The sequence below is a fragment of the Rhodococcus sp. OK519 genome (genome assembly GCF_003051005.1).
In the GTDB taxonomy this organism is placed as follows: Bacteria; Actinomycetota; Actinomycetes; order Mycobacteriales; family Mycobacteriaceae; genus Prescottella.
Genome location: NZ_QAOW01000020.1, coordinates 1 through 16,999, shown reverse-complemented (window position 1 = coordinate 16,999; position 16,999 = coordinate 1). Strand labels below are relative to the sequence as shown.

The following is a 16,999-nucleotide window of genomic DNA, read 5'->3' as shown; positions in this document are numbered from 1 at the left end:
CACCGGCGGCACGTGCTTCGGCGACACGACGCCTTGCAGGTTCCGCATGAAATGTACCCGGCAGCGCTGCCACGAAGCGCCGGTGAACTGTTGTGTGACAGCGGCTTCAATCCTGAGTGGGCATCGGAAACAACCAGGTGCACCCCCGATAGACCACGGGCCTTGAGGCTAGCGACGAACTCGCGCCAGAACTCGAACGACTCGCTGTCGCCGACCGCGGTCCCGAGGACCTCGCGGGTGCCGTCGATCGACACCCCGGTCGCGACGACGAGGTCGTCGACGCTGCGGGTCGAGACGCCGTGCACGTAGGCCTCCATGATCACCGCATGCAGCGCCTTGTCGATCCGCCGGCGCCGTTCGAGCAGCGACGGGAAGAACGACCCGGACCGCAGCTTCGGGATCTTCACCTCCACATCGCCACTGGTCGTGGATATTGTCTTCGGCCGGCGCCCAACGTTTCGGTGGCCTCGGCCTCGATCAGTTCCTGCAGGCCGGCGCGGGTCAATTCGGCGAACACGGACGCCGCATCGGCGCCCTTGAGCGCGTCGAGGCGGGCCAGCAGGGCAGAATGCTCATGGGTCATCGCGTAGCTCCTGTGCGTGAGTCACTGTGGTAGGTAACTCGTTCACCACTACGCGATGGCCCACCCTCAGCCGGGGAGCGACACACCCCCGACCAGGTCCGGCAACGCCTCACCCGATTCCCACCACCCCAGGGGACTTACCCTACTGAGCGACCTTGCCGAGGCGCGAGCCGCTGGTCAGATGACACTCAGGGAGGTGTTCTCAACGGTCGCACTCCTGCTCGTTGCAGGGCACGAGACCACCACGAACTTGATCGGCAACACCTTCCACACACTTCTCACCCAACCCGAAGTGATGCCGGAAGGTCCGCCACTGAACGAGACCCAACTCGAGGCCTACATCGAGGAGTCCCTGCGATACCAGCCTCCGCTGCAGTCCACCACCCTGCGCGTAGCGACCCAGGACTTCCGCTTCGGGGACCACGACATCGGCGCCGGCGACCTCGTTCTGGCTTCTCTCGCGAGCGCCAACCGAGATGCTGGACGCTTCACCGAGCCCGACGTGTTCGACCCGCGACGCGATGCGCGCGGGCACATAGCCTTCGGGCACGGTCTGCACCACTGCATCGGAGCACCACTCGCCCGGTTGGAAGGGCATATTGCCGTAGCGTGGCTCCTGACCGAGTTCCCGGACATGCAGATCGAGCGCGGGACGGAGATCCGCTGGAGAGAGAGCGTCAACTCCCTCGGCCTGCAATCGGTGCCCGTGAAGCGGGTCGGCAAGCGCTAGCGGAAGATCCCTTGAGGTCCGGGGCGCCCCACTTCGGATGTCGCCCTGGACACTGCTTAACTGGGGCGTCGGCATGGCGGCCCTCCTCCGGAACTGCGGTCGCGGTGTGGGTGGACTTGTGCGGGTCGATACCGATCACACCCGTGGCGTGTCTCCGTGTGCTGGTGGACGGGTTTATCCGCTGCCGGCATTCGACCTCCCGCCGCCCATGCTGAGTGGCGTTCCCTGTGCCCACACACCGCCGCGGCAACGGCGGCCGCCGCCGGCCCGGCGCCGGGTGAGAAAGCCGGTGCCATCGACGAAGGCGTCAGCCTGGATCGATAGCGAGGATCGGGTGGAATAGCGACTAAACGGAGAGGGACTTCTCACAATCTGGTGCAGATATCGGCAGCCCAGTTATCGATAGCGTGCCAGTCGCGTGCGTCACCGTAGTGCCCGCCCACCAACCGAAACACGACTCGTCCGGTCCACGGCCAGTCGCCGGGCGCGATCGCCCCAGCGGAAGCGCGATGAGCGTACGGTCGATCTCAGCATGGACGTCGACGGTGTTGTCGGCGGCGGCGCGCATCAGTCCGGCGGCCATCTGGGACTTGCCGCCGTTCTTCGCGCACATGAACAGCACCGATGGTGCGCTCATCGCAGGTGTCCTTTCGGGAAGAGTGGGTCAGTCGTCGAGGTCGAGTTCGGCGACAGCGGATTTCGCGGTGCGGCCGACGCCGAGGATGGTGGCCGATCCGGGCCCGGTCCAGTGTCCGTAACCGAGCAGGTGCAGATGGGGTTCCTTGAGGGCGCGGGTGCCGGCGGTGGGAACGGTTCCGTCAGGCCCACGCAGCCGTAGTGGGCGCAGGTGGGCGAGGGCCGGGCCGGAATCCGGCGGCCCACAACACGACGTCGGCGTGCTGGCGGCGCTCGCCCCAGGCGATGCCGTCTCGGGTGAGGCGGTAGAACATCGGCTGCGCGGTCAGGGCGCCGCGCTCGCGGGCGGCGAGGACTTCCGGGACCATCACGACGTCGCCGAGCGCGGCGACCCCGCCCGGGTCGGGCCGTCCGGCGGCCAATCAGTTCGGAGAACAGGACAGCGAGACCTTTGGGTAGCGGGGACACCGGTCTGCCCGCACGGTGCACCGCGAGCACCTGCTGCAGCTGGCCGTTCTTTGTCGCCAATACCCGTCGCTCGGCTTCGATGGCATCGATCAGCGCGGCGAAAGTCGGCGTCGGCGGTGTCGTCCGTGGTCGCGGCAATCATCGAAGACACCGACCCGAGCGGGACACCTGCTCCCGCGAGCCAGCGAACCCGCATGAGTCGGACGAGGTCGGCCATGTCGTACGCGTGATAGCCGTTCGCGAGACGCTTAGGCTCGTCGAGCAGGCCCAATCGGTGACAGTGCCGGACGGTACGAGCCGTGGTGTCCGCTGCTTGAGCGATGTCACTGATACGCATGGACCCAGACCCAGACGGACGGCAAGCGCAAACGCTGCCACCGCACCATGGCCGCCGAATGGGCATTCGCCCGGGACCACCAGTCAGAACAAGCCCGACGGACGGCGTTGATGGGGTGGCTGCACACCTACAATCACCACCGGCAACACTCCGCCATCGGCAGAAACGTTCCCTTCAGTCGCTTAACCAACGTCCCTGGGCAGTACAGCTAGGCCCTTCAATGCGCCCACGACCCGCTACTACGTCGACATGGCCCGGCCAGACTTTTGAAACTCTGCGAAGACGAGTACACCGATGACGCCCCCACCGCGAGGAATCGGTCATCGGCCGGTGACCGCCTCGCGGCCCCGCGTCGGTCAGCGGTCCCGTAGCAGATGGGCGACCTCGCCCATCCCATAACGGCTCACCAGCAGATCCAGGATCTCGTCGGCAGTCCTCGGGGGACGGCGGAACCGTGTCGCGATCGCGTCGAGCGCCCGTTGCGCAGCGGATGGGACACCGCGACCGTATCCGCTGCGAATTCGGCTGCCGAGATCACCCGGATGTGCATCGGAACGTGTTCTCGCGGAAAGTCCTTGCCGTTGGCCGTCACGATCGCACCCGCATTGCCGACGACCGCGGCCGCGACCACATGCTCATCGTCCGGGTCAGGCAGCCCGTAGGAACCGTCGAGAGGTTCCCATCCATTCACCAAGGCATCGTCGAAGGCAGTACGCATCGTCGCGACCAGACGAGCTGCGGCCACCTCCGAGTCCGCCGGCGCCCCGCCGCGGTCGACGAGTTTGGCAGCCTCGTGATACTCGAGCTCATCGAGAATCGCGTCCGACCACAGAGGCCGGTACAGGCCCTCAACCGCCAGCGACAGCAAGAAATCGCGCTGCAAACTCGGCCACAGCACACAGGTATCAAGAACCGCCGCGAACATCCGCGCAGCGTATCCGCCTGGCAGGCGCAGGCAGACAGTCGAGCTACGCCGTCGAGCTTCTTAACCGGCGGCGTGCTGCTGCAGCCTTCCGCGCTGCCTTCAACTGCTCGGTGACCACCGCAGGATCGTCCTCGTCTTCGATTGCCACCGACGTGCTCGCCAGCGCCTCATACTGCCGCTCACGGCGCTGCTGCTGGTAGTCGAGGACGTCACGCAGCACCAGACGGTGCCGGGTTCCGACCTTCTCCGCCCGCAGCTCTCCTACATCGATCAGCCGCTTGACCGTCGGACGGCTCACCCCCAACAAGTCTGCCGCCTGTTGGGTCGTCAGCTTCGTCGTGTGTGGTGCCACCGTCACCGCTCGGCCGGCCAACAGCGCCGAAACGACCTGCTTGAGCGCTGCGTGCACCTCGGCCGGCAGCTGTACCTGATCGCCCTCGGTGGCACCGACCAGCAGGTACCTCGGCTCGATCTGGTCGCCATGGCGGAGTTCGTGTGCGGCGAGGAAGCTGACCACTTCGGCCAGCCCGGCATCCTGCGACGACTCCGGAAGATATGTGTGCTGATCCAACGGCTGCGCCACCATCACCACTCCTTCTTTCGAAAGAAAGATAACACCCTTTCGAACCTTTCGAAAGAGGGCTGCGGTGCGGTGCTAATCACCACTGGTGGTCCGGCCCCAACATCAGTGTGCGACGAGGAGCGCGGTCCGTCTCGGTGACGAGTGCATGTACCCGGTACGACGACGACACGAGGTTGCGTCCATGAATATGGTGTACGAGCCGGAGCCGGATGAGACGGCCGGCGCAGGGGGCGTTGTCTCGCATCCACATCCGGGCCTCCTCCGATAAGAGGAACGGCGTTAAGAGCCAGTAGATCAGCGGGAAATCCATCTCTGATCAACTTCAATCCGAGACAGCAACTGCCCACCCCGGGCCATTACCCCTCAGAGCGGACTCCACCAGGAGACGCGAACAGATTACACGGTGGCTGCAGCGGCACCGATTCCCTTGTCGCCAGGTGATGTTCACGCTCACTCAACTCCTGAGTCGACCTACACCGTTTTCGCCGGACGTCACGCTCCAGAAGAGCCATACCGGACATCTTGTGTGAGCCTCTTACGTCGCGCTTCCTGAATGACGGCGACGACAACCAAGATGGTGACAAGGAGCGCGCTGACGGCCACGCCTGGCAGTGCCGCGCCGACGATCCCGATGACGAGGCATGCAATTGCACCACTCGCCAGTGGACCGCCGGCCTTTCGTGTGGCCCGTAGCCGAAGTGCAGTTTGGGCAACGAGGTAGACGGTGGGTCCGCCGACGACCGCGATCATCTGTGCGGGCAATAGGCGGTCGCTGGGGTGCGCGATGACCAACTCGTCGCCGACTGCCGTCAGAATGATGCCCGCGATGACCAGGACGTGCCCGTAGGTGTAGGAGTCGCGGGCCGATTGTGTTCGAGAAGACGATTCGCTGAGGGTGTTCTGGGCAAGTTCACGGGTCGAGGTGAAGTACAACCACCACAAGGCCGCAGTTCCGACGAACGCCCCGCCAAACGCGGTCACAGTCATCACGTCGAGCGGAAGATCGGCCACGGTCGTACCGGTGATGACAATTGTCTCTCCGAGGGCTGCGATGACGAAGAGTCCGAACCGTTCGACGAAGTGGTCGGTGGCCAGATCCCATGTCTCGCCCGCTAACCGAGGCCTGCCGGGGACGCGGAAGTAGAAGAGCGGCGCGGAGTAGTCGAGCGCGAGCGCGACGATCCATAAACCCACGCGTGCGACATCACTCGCGACGCCGCCAGCAATCCAGAACACGCCAGCGACGGTCAGCCAGATGAGGATCCGGCCGGCTCGCTCGCGCTCGATCGTGCCTTTCGCAGCGACGACGAACGTCAGAAAGAGGTGGCGGCCGACCTGGATCGAGACGTAGGCACCCGCGAACAGCAGTCCTTTGCTGCCGAATGCCTCCGGCGCTGCGATTGCCATGAGCAGACTTGCAAGCATCAGTGCGATCAACAGGATGCGCACGGCGTTGGTTTCCGGGTCGAGCTCGTTGGTGGCCCACGTGGTGTAGTTCCATGACCACCAGACCGCGAGGAGGATCATCACCGCTCGGCCTGCGCTTGCCATGGTCAGGTGCTCTAGTAGTAGGTGGGAGACCTGGCTGAGGGCGAAGACGAACACAAGGTCGTAGAACAACTCCAGCGGCGCCGCCCGTTTGCCCTCCGGGTCGCCGCGCCGGGTCTGTCGTTTCACCAGGGGAGCACTCCGGCGCGGTCGGTGACCGTGCCGGTGGGCGTGTCGGCTCCGAGGGTGGCGATGCGCACCGCTGCTTCGGCGCCGTCCTCCACGCTGTGCCCGACCCGGCCGGTGAATTCGGTCGCGGTCTGGCCGGGGTCCACCGCGTTGAAGCGAACGTCGGGGGTGGTCTTGGCGTATTGCATGGTCAGCATCGTGACCGCGCTCTTCGATGAGCCGTAGGCGGCGAGCGGGTACTGCGATTCGACTCGTTCCGGATCCTGGGTCATCGTGAACGATCCGAGTCCGCTGGTGACATTGATGACCGAGGGGTCGGTCGCGGCCCGTAGCAGGGGCAGGAATGCGTGCGTGACGCGAACCAGCCCGAAGACGTTGGTTTCGTAGACGTGGCGGATCTGGTCGGCCGTCATGTCTTCGGGTGCGGTGACTTCCCCGAGGATTCCGGCGTTGTTGACGAGGATGTCAAGGTGGCCGGCTTGCCGGCGCAGCGTCTCGACCGCGGCGTCGACGGACGCGTCGTCGGTCACGTCCAGTTGGACGAAGTGAGCACCGAGCCGGTCGGCGGATTCGCGGCCGTTCTCGGCGTCGCGGGCTCCGATCCAGACGGTGTGGCCGGCCTGGATGAGGCGGCGGCCCACTTCGTAGCCGAGACCCCTGTTGCCGCCGGTGATCAGTGTGGTCGTCATGTTCCTCTTTCATGGCATTTGGCGGTGCCGGTGCCCGCACGAAGAAATGCGCGGGGCACCGGCAACATTCGTGATGGACAACGTTCGTGGTGGAAATGGTGGCGATATTCGCCGTCGTCCCTGGGGGGGAAGTCCCCGCCGAAGAGACTCCTCTAGTGGGTGGGGCGGAATGGCCGCAGCAGCCGGATGCCGTCCTCGATGGAACCGTCGATCAGTTCGAGCATCTGCGGAACGAGTTCCTGCATCCGTGGTGCGCTCAGATGTGCGTCGAGCTGCTCACGGCGCTCCCAACGTTCGTAGATGATGAACGTTCCGGGCTCGCCGTCGACTTCGTGTGCCTCGTAGTCGATGTTGCCGGGGTCGTTCCGTGATGGCGTGACTGCCGCGGTGATGAAGTTCTTCAGGTCGGCCTCTCTGCCGGCTTTCGCGCGCGCTTCCCAGATCACGGTCACGTATCCGTTGGGTGTGGCAGTCATGTTCGTTTCTCGCTCTCGTTGAGGACTTCTGCCGGTCCGGTGCTGGTGCCCGGCTTGGCTGAAGTTTGCTGGAGGTGTGGCGGGGTCAGCTCTCGACGAAGTCGAGTAGGTCGGCGTTGATGGTCTCGCTGTTCACCGTGCACATTCCGTGAGAGAGGCCTGGATAGACCTTCAGGGTCGCGCTTTTGATCAATGCCGCCGAAAGCTCCGACGAGTCGGCGATGGGAACGATTTGGTCGTCGGCGCCGTGCAGGAGAAGCGTCGGAATGTCGATCGCCTGGAGGTCCTCGGTGAAATCAGTTTCCGAGAAGGCTTCGATGCTTTCGTAGTGTGCCTGCGCGTTACCTGCCATTCCCTGGCGCCAACAGTGCAGGATGGCGCCCTGGGACGGCTTCGCGCCCGGGCGATTGAACCCGTAGAACGGGCCGGTCGCGACGTCGAGGTAGAACTGGGAACGGTTGGTGGCCAAGCGCTCCCGGTATCCGTCGAACCCCTCGATCGGCAACCCTCCTGGGTTCGATTCGGTCAGAACCATGGTCGGTGGGACTGCTCCGATCAGGACTGCTTTGGCTACTCGCCGACCACCGTGCCTGGCAACGTAACGAGCTACTTCTCCGCCACCGGCGGAGTGGCCGACATGTACGACGTCGTGCAGGTCGAGGTGTGTCACGATGGCAGCGACGTCTGAGGCGTAGCGGTCCATCTCGTGTCCGTAGCCGACGTGGGCAGAGCGCCCGTGCCCGCGCCGGTCGTGCGCGACGACTCGGTATCCGTGATGGACGAAGAACAGCAGCTGAGCATCCCAGCCGTCCGAACTCAGAGGCCAGCCGTGATGAAACATGATCGGCTGACCGGTGCCCCAGTCCTTGTAGAAGATCTCGACCCCGTCATCTGTAGTGACGAAGGGCATGGTGGACTCCTCGCATTCGGCCCGGATACCGGGCGAATTGTTGACTCCACCAGCGTCGCTCAGCGTGGTCGTGGCAGCTTCCGTCAGTTGACTGCCATTCATGGCCGTCCTGACTTACCCGGCGGTCGGCGCCTCGGGAGGCAGAGCGTCGAGAGCGTCTCGGAGAGCGCCACGGGATGTGATCCCCAGCTTCGGAAACAACCGATAGAGATGCGACGAAACGGTCCGCGGCGACAGGAAGAGTTGCGAGGCGATCTGCGGATTCGACAGCCCCGTCGCTGCGAGCCTGGCGACCTCCAGCTCCTGTGGCGTGAGCCTTGTGCCGGCGTTACCTCGGGACGCGCGGGTCATCCCCGTGGCGCGGAGCTCTGCCTTCGCCCGGGCTTCCCAGGGCTTGGCGCTGACTCGCTCGAACTGGCCACAGGCAGCGTTCAACTGCACCCGCGCGTCACGGGTACGTCCTCTTCTGCGCAGTTCCTCGCCGTACGCCAGATGCGCGCGGCCTGCCTCGAAGGGCCATCGCTCGATGCCCGGCAGCGCGAGCGCCTCGTCGAACCTCTGGACCATGTCGTCGGGCTGGGATGTCATTGCGGTGGCCGTCGCTGCGCTCAGCGCCCATCGTGGTGACACTCGCTCGATACCCGTCGAGCGCAGCGCGTCGGAGTGCAGTCGCGCCTCAGCAACGCGCCCGGTACGCATTGCCGACTCGATGAGATCTGTTGCACACCAGAGCGCTTCGGGGTTGAAGGGCGGTAACGCGCCGGGTGGGCAAACCGCCGCGGCGTGCTGGAAGGCTGTGTCGAAGTCCGCAGCGCCGATTGCCGCGCGGGCGGCAGCCTGGTGAGCGCAGTTCTCCAACCGCCGTAGCCTCCTGGGTTCCGACCAGCTCCAGATGTCCTGACAGTGGGCACGGCAGGCATCGAGGTCGCCGCGCTGGGCTTCGACCATCGCGGCGACGTAGCGGCCAACCTGACCGAACAGGTGGTAACCGGTCTCCTCGCACAACGCGATGAGGTCGGCTGCAGCGTCGGCCGATGACTGCCACCTGCCGCTGTGCAGGTCGTCCAGAGCGACGAACATGAGCCCGGGCATACTCGCGCCTACCACGCCGTCATTGCCGACGATCCGAGAAACAGCCTCGCGGCAGCCTGAAAGCCGGTCGAGGTACGAAGCGGCTAGGGCGGTGCGGACGACGATGTCGGCGTCGGTCTGGTCTTTCAGGTGGGAGATCTCGTCGTCCAGTCGACGGAGCATGGCGTCGGTGACCGATCCTGGGGCGTAGTGGATGCGCCCCACGGACACCGCCGCCGCGGGGGAATCGTCGGGAAGCGGGCCGAGGATGTCGATCAGGGGTCGCCAATGCTCGTCGCGTCCCGAGTAGTGGCTGGCGAGGGTCAGCGTGAAGAGCGCGGTCTCGAGTTCGCCACGCGTCAGCTCCGACGGGTCCAGACCATCCTCGACCAGCTTCATCAACAACGCGTGGGCGGCATCTGCATCCCCCTGAGTGACGAGCACCAGAAGGGCAGCGGCCGCGGCCGTTGCCAGAGACGGTACCTCCGGCTGATCCTCGTGCATCTCGCGCATGATCTCGGACGAGGTGTCCAGATGGCCGGCCACCCATGCTGCGATGTAGGCCGCGCGGGAGAGTCGGCGTGTTCGGTTCCCCGAGTCTGGACTCAGTTGGGCGGCTCGCCGCAGGCGAGCTACGGCGCCGGCGGCGTCACCGCGCCGTAAACTGCTCTGCGCCGCGGTCTCGACTACCGAGGCCACCGCCTCGTCGGGCACCGTCGTGGCTCGCGCGAGGTGATCACCGCGACGTTCGGGTTGGCCGATCAGCGCATCAGCCAAGCGGTGATGCGCGCTGCGCCTCTGCTCACCGGTTGCGCCGTCGACCACGGCGGACCTGACTAGCGGGTGCCGAAATCGAACGCTGCGAGCATCTTCGGCAACCTCGAGAAGGTGGTCGCGTTCGGCAGGAGCGAGGCCATCCAGTGTGCTGGGGCCACCGGCCGCCGCGAGTAGACCGAGATCGCCCGAGCCTTCGAGAGCTGCGAGCAGGAGTAGGTCGCGGGTTCTCTGAGGTAGTCGCTCAACGCGGGCCGCATACAGACTGCGGACATCTCGCCCCTGCCCGCTTATGCACCCTGATCCACGAAGGTCCCTGTCTCCGGACACGCTGGTGGCACCGGCGAACTCGAGCAGGGCGAGCGGGTTCCCCTGGGCCTCCTGCGCCACCGTCTGCAGGATTCGAGGAGGTAGATGAACGAAACTTCTGGAGAGCAGCCGCCGCGCGTCCGTGTCGCTGAGAGGCGCGATCGCGAGCTCAGTGAGGCCTGTCGACCGGAACGAGCCGGCAGTCTCGGTGCGCCAGGCACCGAGCAGTCCGATTCGGCGGCCCGCGAGTCTCCTGGCGACGAATGACAAGGTGGCTTGGCTGGCGTCGTCGAGGGCGTGGAGGTCGTCGACGATGACAAGTAGCGGCTGTTTCGTTGCGGCCTGACTGAACAGCAATAGCGCTGCGTTCAGTACAGCGATTCGGTTGGGCATGGGGCCGATACCGAGACCGAGCGCAACTTCGAGAACCTCTCGCATGGCGTCGGGCAAAGCGTTGATCTCGCGAGAGAGCGAGGCCACGAGTTCGTGAAGACCCGCGAAACTGATGTCCGTCTCATACTCGTCGCCACTGCCTCGGATGACCCGCATAGATTTTGTGCGCGCAAGGTCAGCGGTCGCGTCCAGGAGCGCGGTCTTCCCCACTCCTGGATCTCCGGTGAGTAGCACGGCTGCGCCATCCGTCGCCGCACTACCCACGAACTCTGTGAGCTCGGCAAGTTCGCGGTCTCTACCTACCAGTGCGGTCGGATCGACACCTACCCTCACCAATATTGCCCCGTCTCGTATTCATCGTGGCGCATGATTGCTGCACGGAACGGCAGTACGAACAGTCACACGATCGATTAGAAAGTATCTCACTGACAGCACCCCTTCCGGCGGGCCTGATAGCTGTCATCGACCCGCATATGGGGCGCGCTACACACCCTGATGCGACGGAGTCCCTCGCTCAGGCAGTGGTAGCCGGACACCTCCGCCTGGTCCGGCAGGCGGTTCCGCCATGGATGCCACTGCGCCGTTGCGGGGAAGGATGAGGGCGAGGCCCACTGCTGCGACCGCGCCGCCGAGAAGGACGGAAGGGGACAAGGTGGCGCCCCGGATAACGAAGTCTTCCAGCGCAGCGCCGGCGGGAACCAACAGGAACAGTCCACTGACGGTGACGGCACCGCGGGTGTGAGCAAGTCGATACAACAACGCGGTGGCCCCAAGGCTGATGACCACAACGACCCAACCGATCGCGGCGATAGAACTTGGAGAGAGCCGCACGCTCCCCGGCCCTGCGACGGCCACTGCGATCCCGTACACCGCGGTGCTCACCGTCGACTGCATGGCCAGGCACGCCCACACCCCTGCGTCGGCGGCATGCGATTGCGCGATGGTGCCCGCGGTGATAGCGACAAGGGCCACCACCGCGAAGGAGACAGCGGTAGCGTTCGCTCCACCGGAGGTGAGGTCGGCGCCCACCGCAATCGCAACGCCCGTCATACCGATTAGCACACCCGCCAGGCTTCTCGCCGATGCGGCCCGTGCCGCGACAACCGTCAGGAGCGGTTGAGCGGAGAGGATGATCGAGACGAGTCCTGCACCGATGCCGTGGTCCAAGGCGAGGAAGAAACCACCTTGGTAGACGACTTGAAGCAGCAGTCCGGCCACAATTGTCCGGCGCAGCTCGGTGCCGCGAGGAACTGACTGCGCAGTGGTTCTCACCAGCACCCACGCAAGCGTCGCGGTCCCGGCAGCCCTGATCAACAGAAACAGCTGGGGTGAAACAGCTTCCAAGCCGTAGGACACGGCAACGGCTCCACTCGACCAGAGAACGAGCAGAAGGGCGGGCGGCGCAATACGTTTCGCCCGCGAGAGGTCAGACAGGGTGAGATTCACGCGCTCGACGCTAGGCATCGACGCCCCGTCGTTGTAGTGCCATCGCAGACATGCCCATACAGTTGGCGTATGGGAGACATCGACCGATTGCGTTACGTGGTTGCGGTGGCGCGCGAGAGCGGAATCGGTCAGGCTGCGCGCACTCTCGGCGTCTCACAACCGACCGTCAGTCGCGCAGTAGCAGAGACGGAAAGAAGACTCGGGCGCAGCCTATTCGAGCGGCTGCCCGCCGGCGTGCAACTAGCTGCCGCCGCAGCCGACGTGTTGGCGCGGATCGAGCGACTCATCGCTGATCACGACACGCTGTTCGCTTCCGACGCCGCAGACGTCGACACGGTCCGGGTCGCCTACACATGGGGTGGTCTGACTCCGGGCCTAGAACAGCTGTTGGAGATGTGGCGTCATGCCGGGGGCGCGGCGGTCGATCTGGTCCAATGCGACGACCCATTCGCCGAACTAGAACATAGCCGAGCCGACCTGGCCCTTATTCGACGACCCGAGGGTTGGGAGCCGCCGCCGCACGTCAGAACCGCGTTCGTATCCACTGAGCCGCGCGTGATCCTCATCAACTCCCGGCACCCGCTGGCGACACGTTCGTCGGTGACACTCGCCGAAGTCTGCGCTCGAGGACAGGCGGTAATCAGTGAACTCGGACGCACGGTCCCCGACGACCTTTGGGGCCACTACCAAGGCGAACCGATCCGCGCGCGAAACCCGCTCACATGGATCAACACCATCGCGGCCGCCCCCGAACGCTTCGGCGTGACCTCGTCGACCACCGCCGAGTTCTACATCCATCCGCACGCCACATATGTGGCTTGCTCAGATGCTCCACCCGCTACGGTCGAGCTACTGCATCTGATACCCACCCGCGCCCGGGTCGAGGGACTGCTCACCTTCACGCGAACCGCCGCAGACCGACTCGGTTGACTGCTCGTCGGGTAAACATCTTGACTTCAGGTTCCCCGTGTCACCTGCGCGCGGATCAGACGCACAGGCATGGACGCAGCCGCATAATCGGCAATTGGCAGGTCCCCGATAGTCGTGGCAGGTGCACCTTGCCGATTAGACCGGCGATCTCGTCGAGAGCAGAACCGAGCCAGCCGTCATCGAGGAAGAAGTGCGCTCTTCGTCGGCGCCGCTTACGGTGTGTTCGCGGTCCGTCGCGCCCCGATGTGGAGCTGGAGATTCACATCTCTCTAGTAGCCAACAACTCGAGCAGTTCGACGCGTAGAACTGTTGCATGCCTTCTGGACGGTTACACCGACCGCATGTCGTTGGACCGCAACTTGCTTCTCATGCAACCCACGCAGGGCCGGCGAGGAGGACGTTCGCGAGCCGCTCGGCGCCGAGCGGCTCGCGAACGTGTTGCTGCTGCGGGTTTGAAGCCCATGCCACGCCAAGGGCCCGAGCCACTCCGCCCTCCTCGTGGAGGTCGGTTACCCCTGGAGCGCGTCCCGGAGAAAGACGACGGCCTGAGCGACCGCAGCCTTTGCGGCGTACGTGTCATGCAAGGCGTTGACCATCACGAAGTCGTGAATGATGCCCTGATAACGCACCGCTGTCGTCGGGACACCCGCCCGGCGGAGCTTGGCGGCGTAGGCCTCGCCCTCGTCACGCAGCACGTCGGCCTCGGCCGTGATCACGAGCGCCCGGGGCAGCCCGCTGAGCTGATCGGTGGTGGCGCGCAGCGGTGAGGCGGTGATCTGGGCGCGCTCGGCCTCGTCAGTCGTATATTGGTCCCAGAACCACTTCATGCCCTCCCGGCTTAGGAAGTACCCCTCGGCGAACTCGTCGTAGCTGCCGGTCTCGAACGCGGCGTCAGTGACGGGGTAGAAAAGGAGCTGAGCGGCGATGTCGAGGCCGCCGCGCTCCTTGGCGAGCAGGGTGAGCGCCGCAGTCATGTTGCCGCCGACCGAGTCGCCGGCGACGCACAGGTGGGTGCCGTCGAGTTCCTTCTCGGCACCCGCGGTCACGATCCACTGTGCGGTCGCCCACACCTGCTCGATCGCGTGCGGGTAGCGCACTTCAGGCGAGCGATCGTACTCGGGGAAGACCACGGCGGCGCGCGCACCGACGGCGAGGTCGCGCACGAGGCGGTCGTGCGTGTGGGCGTCGCCGAAGACCCATCCGGCGCCGTGGGTGTAGAGGATGACCGGCAGCGCGCCCGTGGCCCCCGCCGGGCGCACGATGCGTACCTGGACGGTCCCGGTCGGGCCGCCGGGGATCTCGATCCAATCCTCGTCGACCTCCGGCTTGAAGATCGGCTCGTCCTGCACGCCGTCGACGGCCTTCCGGCCCTCTTCGGGTGCGAGCTGGTAGAGGTACGGCGGTTTGGCCGTCGCTTCGACGAACGCCTGGGCAGCCGGCTCGAGAGTGATGTTCCTGGGATTGGCGGACATGGTGCACGTTTCCTTCCGGTCGGTGGCAAGGCCGAGCGAGAACGAACGTTCTCACTCGGCGTCAGACAGTAGAGAACGATCGTTCTCGCAGTCAAGTCGAGCCAGTTGCCCCGGCGCTCTCTCGGGAGACCCGTCTCGTACGAACTGACGACCCTCGGCCTGTCGCTCCACGACACCGTGCGGCAGCTCAAACTCTGGGCCGAAGCCCATATGGGCAAGGCGCTCGCGCACCGAGCTGCCGACGAGGACGCCGCCGGCGGGACTGATTGAGCCACCACAGCCGGGAGAACCAACGTTCTCGGGAGTGTGTACAGTGAGGTGCGTGAACGAGGAGATCCGCTCCCGCGTCGTCGCGGCCGCCGATGCGCTCTTCTACGCCCGCGGCTTCGGTGAGGTCGGCATGGATGCCGTGCGCGACGCCGCCGGTGTGTCGTTACGCGCGCTGTACAAGGAGTTCCCCTCGAAGGACGAGCTGATCGTCGCAGTCCTAGCCGGTCGCCGTGACATGTGGACGCGGGGTGTCGAGGCGAAGGTCGATGCGATCACCGATCCGGTAACCCGACTCCTGGCCGTCTACGACTTCCTGAGCGACTGGTTCTGTGACGACGACTTCCGCGGCTGCGGATTCATCAACGCCTTCGGCGAACTCGGACCCTCGAATCCGCGCGTGGCCGAGATCGTGCGCGAGCACAAGACCGGCTTCCAGCGCTACGTCGCACGTCTCGTAGCCGACGCCGGTGGCCCCGAGTCCCTCGCGCCGCAGCTCGCCATCCTTGCGGAAGGCGCGCAGACCACGGCCGCCATCGCGGGCACCACGGAGCCCGCGGCCCAGGCCCGTACCGCAGCGGAGATCCTCATCGCATCCGCACTGGGCCGGTAGTAGCAAGTCAGCATCTTTCGTCTCACCGATCACACTGCCGTCGCACAGAGCTCACCAGCCAAGTTCGCAACGAGGACCGTGTAGCGCAAGGTGTCCATGCCCTGAAGCGCGGCGCCCGTTCGGCTAGCGGTAGTACTCGAGAAGATCGTACGGATACTCCCAAATAACATTCTGAACTGGGAATCTTCGTACCCAGCCAGGAAATGCGGGTGGCAGACCAGGAAGAGTTGACGTCCCTTCGGAGGTCCCGGAGATTGGGTGGGAGGAGCTGTTCCGCTTCTTCACGTTGACCCGGCCGAGGTGACGTTCGTCGACCCAGATCAAGGCCGCGGTCCAGCCGACCGGCTGGGGTCTGCCGTTGCCCCGCGCTCTTTTCCTCAGCGATGAATCGCAGCTTTTCGCAGGCTGGATTACGTTGCTCCACGAACCCAAGCTCCCGTCCGGGATCAGAAACGTTACGGGCGCGAGTCGATGGTGTCGCTGTCCCACGGCACACTCATCTCGGCCGACGCCTCGAATGCTGCCAGCTCGAAAGAGGCGAGAAGCGCCTCGATGCACTATGCGAACCCGGCTACGGAGCTGGCCATCAGGTCGATACTGGTCGCCACGCACCACGCGTGGGCCGTGCGTTATGCGCGGGTCAGATGGGCGCTGGCTGAGGTCGGCCTGTCCGTTGCTGTCAAGAAGTACCCATGGGAGCTCTCGGGAGGAATGCAGCAGCGCGTTGCGATTGCACGTGCGCTGGCCTATCAGCCTGAGGTGCTCCTGATGAACGAGCTTTTCGGCTCGCCTGATGCGCAGACTCGCTTCGACCTTGATGACCTGCTACTCGCGCTGCGGGCGGAGTAGGCATAACCATTCTTCGCATGCCTGGGGTGTCATCTACGGCTGCAACATCTTCCTTCCACTGTTGGCCGCGCAGGACGAGGCCTACATCGTGAACACCGCATCGATGGCCGGATTCATGACCACCGCTCCGCTGCACCCGTACGTGGCGTCCAAAGCAGCCGTGGTGGCACTGTCGGAAACGATGGCGCACGTGTGCACCACAGAGCTTCCGCACGTGGGCGTGGCGGTTCTCTGCCCCGCCTACACCGCCACCTCCATTGGCAACGACGAACGCAACGCGCCCGCTGGACACATTCCCCGTGCTCTGGCGGATCCAAAGTTGCAAGAACTACGCACGCAGGTAAACAAGGACATCGACAAGGGCGTCTCCACCGGATACGTTGCCGACCTCGTGGTGGCGGGCATGGCCGCCCGAAAGACCCACACCTTTCCCTCACCGGAGTGGCTGGACTACTGGCAGGATCGTGTCGACCGTGTACGACAGCAGATCGACGTCGCGCCCACGGCTACCTGACGAGTACGGGCGCAGAGCGACCGCAAAAGAGGGATTTTCGGCGACCCGAGGGGGTCCACGTGCGCGTGTGGGACGCACTCGTTGTCAGGTCGGATCCGGCCGGCAGGTTGCCGAAGATGCACGCGGCTGGTGCTCGAGTGGGTGACATCTGATCTAGCTTTCCCCGCGAGGCGGCCTGGAAGGATGTTGCGGTGCCCAAGGCCTCCCGAGCACGACAATACTGGCCGGGTCCACTCGGGCCACGGCCTCACGCCCGCAGCCCGAGTGTCACCAACCCGATGGCTCAGTACACCTAGGCTGCGAACGCCGCAGCCGTCGCTGCCGTGTCCTCAAACAGGTGCATGCGC

The 16,999-nt window shown here is 65.1% G+C and carries 16 protein-coding genes and 5 pseudogenes; 7 read left to right on the top strand and 14 right to left on the bottom strand.

Annotated features, from left to right (window positions below; genetic code table 11):
* Positions 1-583 (bottom strand): annotated as a pseudogene (locus C8K36_RS24200) (transposase); the annotation flags it as partial.
* A gap of 196 nt (positions 584-779) precedes the next feature.
* Here C8K36_RS24200 and C8K36_RS24195 point away from each other — a divergent pair.
* Positions 780-1,313 carry a cytochrome P450 gene (locus tag C8K36_RS24195; protein WP_180998964.1) on the top strand — a complete coding sequence of 178 codons (534 nt, stop codon included), beginning with the start codon at positions 780-782 and terminating at the stop codon, positions 1,311-1,313.
* 529 nt (positions 1,314-1,842) lie between these two features.
* Here the strand turns inward: C8K36_RS24195 and C8K36_RS24190 are convergent.
* From C8K36_RS24190 to C8K36_RS25530, 3 genes and pseudogenes are all read right to left on the bottom strand, one after another.
* Positions 1,843-1,950, bottom strand: a pseudogene (locus C8K36_RS24190) (low molecular weight phosphatase family protein); the annotation flags it as partial.
* A 181-nt stretch (positions 1,951-2,131) separates the two neighbouring features.
* On the bottom strand, positions 2,132-2,371 hold the full coding sequence (locus C8K36_RS25345) for a hypothetical protein (protein WP_258013657.1): 240 nt from the start codon (positions 2,369-2,371) through the stop codon (positions 2,132-2,134).
* Positions 2,317-2,754, bottom strand: coding sequence for a MerR family transcriptional regulator (locus C8K36_RS25530; protein ID WP_107987558.1), 438 nt, complete (start codon positions 2,752-2,754; stop codon positions 2,317-2,319). Before C8K36_RS25530 ends, C8K36_RS25345 begins: the two co-directional genes overlap by 55 nt.
* 11 nt (positions 2,755-2,765) lie before the next feature.
* On the opposite strand from C8K36_RS25530, the pseudogene C8K36_RS24175 reads away from it, so the two are divergent.
* A pseudogene (locus C8K36_RS24175) lies at positions 2,766-2,966 on the top strand (integrase core domain-containing protein); the annotation flags it as partial.
* A gap of 191 nt (positions 2,967-3,157) precedes the next feature.
* Here the strand turns inward: C8K36_RS24175 and C8K36_RS24170 are convergent.
* The 9 genes and pseudogenes from C8K36_RS24170 to C8K36_RS24130 form a co-directional block, all read right to left on the bottom strand.
* The gene (locus C8K36_RS24170; protein ID WP_258195582.1) at positions 3,158-3,679 is read right to left on the bottom strand and encodes a PIN domain-containing protein; all 522 of its coding nucleotides are present in this window, start codon (positions 3,677-3,679) and stop codon (positions 3,158-3,160) included.
* 43 nt (positions 3,680-3,722) lie between these two features.
* Positions 3,723-4,265, bottom strand: a complete 543-nt coding sequence (locus C8K36_RS24165; RefSeq protein WP_069855909.1) for a helix-turn-helix domain-containing protein — start codon at positions 4,263-4,265, stop codon at positions 3,723-3,725.
* A 489-nt stretch (positions 4,266-4,754) separates the two neighbouring features.
* Entirely contained in the window at positions 4,755-5,939 is a 1,185-nt protein-coding gene (locus C8K36_RS24155; protein ID WP_107987557.1) for a low temperature requirement protein A, read from the bottom strand.
* Entirely contained in the window at positions 5,936-6,628 is a 693-nt protein-coding gene (locus C8K36_RS24150) for an SDR family NAD(P)-dependent oxidoreductase (RefSeq protein ID WP_107987556.1), read from the bottom strand. Before C8K36_RS24150 ends, C8K36_RS24155 begins: the two co-directional genes overlap by 4 nt.
* Before the next feature lie 152 nt (positions 6,629-6,780).
* Positions 6,781-7,104, bottom strand: coding sequence for a putative quinol monooxygenase (locus tag C8K36_RS24145; RefSeq protein ID WP_069855866.1), 324 nt, complete (start codon positions 7,102-7,104; stop codon positions 6,781-6,783).
* An 85-nt stretch (positions 7,105-7,189) separates the two neighbouring features.
* Positions 7,190-8,014: an alpha/beta fold hydrolase gene (locus tag C8K36_RS24140; RefSeq protein ID WP_107987559.1), complete on the bottom strand. Its 825-nt coding sequence runs from the start codon at positions 8,012-8,014 to the stop codon at positions 7,190-7,192.
* A gap of 114 nt (positions 8,015-8,128) precedes the next feature.
* Entirely contained in the window at positions 8,129-9,799 is a 1,671-nt protein-coding gene (locus C8K36_RS25340; protein ID WP_258195583.1) for a helix-turn-helix domain-containing protein, read from the bottom strand.
* 624 nt (positions 9,800-10,423) lie between these two features.
* Positions 10,424-10,894, bottom strand: a pseudogene (locus C8K36_RS25335) (ATP-binding protein); the annotation flags it as partial.
* A 150-nt stretch (positions 10,895-11,044) separates the two neighbouring features.
* Positions 11,045-12,007, bottom strand: a complete 963-nt coding sequence (locus C8K36_RS24130) for a DMT family transporter (protein WP_107987554.1) — start codon at positions 12,005-12,007, stop codon at positions 11,045-11,047.
* 69 nt (positions 12,008-12,076) lie between these two features.
* Here C8K36_RS24130 and C8K36_RS24125 point away from each other — a divergent pair, with 69 nt between their 5' ends.
* The gene (locus tag C8K36_RS24125; RefSeq protein ID WP_107987553.1) at positions 12,077-12,937 is read left to right on the top strand and encodes a LysR family transcriptional regulator; all 861 of its coding nucleotides are present in this window, start codon (positions 12,077-12,079) and stop codon (positions 12,935-12,937) included.
* Between the two features lie 509 nt (positions 12,938-13,446).
* On the opposite strand, the gene C8K36_RS24120 is transcribed toward C8K36_RS24125, so the two are convergent.
* A complete protein-coding gene (locus tag C8K36_RS24120; protein WP_069855862.1) occupies positions 13,447-14,409 on the bottom strand; it encodes an alpha/beta hydrolase in 963 nt (320 codons plus the stop codon).
* Between the two features lie 105 nt (positions 14,410-14,514).
* Here C8K36_RS24120 and C8K36_RS24115 point away from each other — a divergent pair, with 105 nt between their 5' ends.
* The 4 genes and pseudogenes from C8K36_RS24115 (at position 14,515) to C8K36_RS24100 (ending at position 16,652) form a co-directional block, all read left to right on the top strand.
* Positions 14,515-14,679, top strand: coding sequence for a hypothetical protein (locus C8K36_RS24115; RefSeq protein ID WP_181319712.1), 165 nt, complete (start codon positions 14,515-14,517; stop codon positions 14,677-14,679).
* 52 nt (positions 14,680-14,731) lie between these two features.
* Positions 14,732-15,289, top strand: a complete 558-nt coding sequence (locus tag C8K36_RS24110; RefSeq protein ID WP_069855861.1) for a TetR/AcrR family transcriptional regulator — start codon at positions 14,732-14,734, stop codon at positions 15,287-15,289.
* Between the two features lie 624 nt (positions 15,290-15,913).
* Positions 15,914-16,135: pseudogene (locus tag C8K36_RS25330) on the top strand (ATP-binding cassette domain-containing protein); the annotation flags it as partial.
* Positions 16,136-16,199: 64 nt separating this feature from the next.
* Positions 16,200-16,652: an SDR family NAD(P)-dependent oxidoreductase gene (locus C8K36_RS24100; protein ID WP_258013659.1), complete on the top strand. Its 453-nt coding sequence runs from the start codon at positions 16,200-16,202 to the stop codon at positions 16,650-16,652.
* Positions 16,653-16,999: the final 347 nt, after the last annotated feature.

What these genes read in the sequence shown, in the direction of transcription:
- C8K36_RS25530 (WP_107987558.1), bottom strand. Translation starts at nt 2,754, where the DNA reads ATGCGTATCAGTGACATCGCTCAAGCAGCGGACACCACGGCTCGTACC.
- C8K36_RS24170 (WP_258195582.1), bottom strand. Translation starts at nt 3,679, where the DNA reads ATGTTCGCGGCGGTTCTTGATACCTGTGTGCTGTGGCCGAGTTTGCAG.
- C8K36_RS24165 (WP_069855909.1), bottom strand. Translation starts at nt 4,265, where the DNA reads ATGGTGGCGCAGCCGTTGGATCAGCACACATATCTTCCGGAGTCGTCG.
- C8K36_RS24150 (WP_107987556.1), bottom strand. Translation starts at nt 6,628, where the DNA reads ATGACGACCACACTGATCACCGGCGGCAACAGGGGTCTCGGCTACGAA.
- C8K36_RS24145 (WP_069855866.1), bottom strand. Translation starts at nt 7,104, where the DNA reads ATGACTGCCACACCCAACGGATACGTGACCGTGATCTGGGAAGCGCGC.
- C8K36_RS24140 (WP_107987559.1), bottom strand. Translation starts at nt 8,014, where the DNA reads ATGCCCTTCGTCACTACAGATGACGGGGTCGAGATCTTCTACAAGGAC.
- C8K36_RS24125 (WP_107987553.1), top strand. Translation starts at nt 12,077, where the DNA reads ATGGGAGACATCGACCGATTGCGTTACGTGGTTGCGGTGGCGCGCGAG.
- C8K36_RS24120 (WP_069855862.1), bottom strand. Translation starts at nt 14,409, where the DNA reads ATGTCCGCCAATCCCAGGAACATCACTCTCGAGCCGGCTGCCCAGGCG.